This window comes from Affinundibacterium flavidum, assembly GCF_014284175.1.
GTDB lineage: Bacteria > Pseudomonadota > Gammaproteobacteria > Burkholderiales > Burkholderiaceae_D > Undibacterium > Undibacterium flavidum.
Genome location: NZ_JACOGA010000047.1, coordinates 1 through 600, shown reverse-complemented (window position 1 = coordinate 600; position 600 = coordinate 1). Strand labels below are relative to the sequence as shown.

Here is a 600-nt window from a genome sequence, read left to right as displayed (position 1 = left end):
CGTATCACCGCACCTGACTGCTCACCGGATGTAATGGTGGCTGACGTTCCCATGTACCCGCGTATCGTTTCATCGGCGCGGGCAATGGCAGCATCGAACAGGTTATCGAAATCAGCCACAGCGCCTCCCGTTATTGCATTCTGGCCAGGCCGCGCTCTGTCATTTCGGCTGCCACACCGGCAGAGACACGAAACGCCGTTCCCGGCAGCACAAATGCCACAGGTTCATCCCGCGTGGCGTGAAGTGCATCAGTATGCAGCTTCACCAGTGCCACGACCGTGACCAGTTCAGACGTATCCAGAATCACGGTATCCGGCTGCGCTGATCCCACCTCATTTTCATGTCCGGTCAGCACATTTTCCCGGCTGAGAGGGGTGTCCTGACCGGCAGTTTCATCCGTGTCATCAAGCTCCTCTTTCAGCTCTGCCACACGGAGCGCCAGTTCTTCTTTCGTCCCCGTCAGGCTGACATCACGGTTCAGTTGTTCACCCAGCGAGCGGAGACGGGCAATCAGTTCATCTTTCGTCATGGACTCCTCCACAGAGAAACAATGGCCCCGAAGGGCCATGATTACGCCAGTTGTACGGACACGAACTCATC

Annotated in this window: 1 protein-coding gene; it reads right to left on the bottom strand. The window is 57.0% G+C overall.

Annotation, left to right across the window (positions count from 1 at the left end):
- Positions 1-130: 130 nt before the first annotated feature.
- A complete protein-coding gene (locus tag H8K55_RS21285; RefSeq protein WP_000158919.1) occupies positions 131-529 on the bottom strand; it encodes a DNA-packaging protein FI in 399 nt (132 codons plus the stop codon).
- Between the last annotated feature and the right edge of the window lie 71 nt (positions 530-600).

What these genes read in the sequence shown, in the direction of transcription:
- H8K55_RS21285 (WP_000158919.1), bottom strand. Translation starts at nt 529, where the DNA reads ATGACGAAAGATGAACTGATTGCCCGTCTCCGCTCGCTGGGTGAACAA.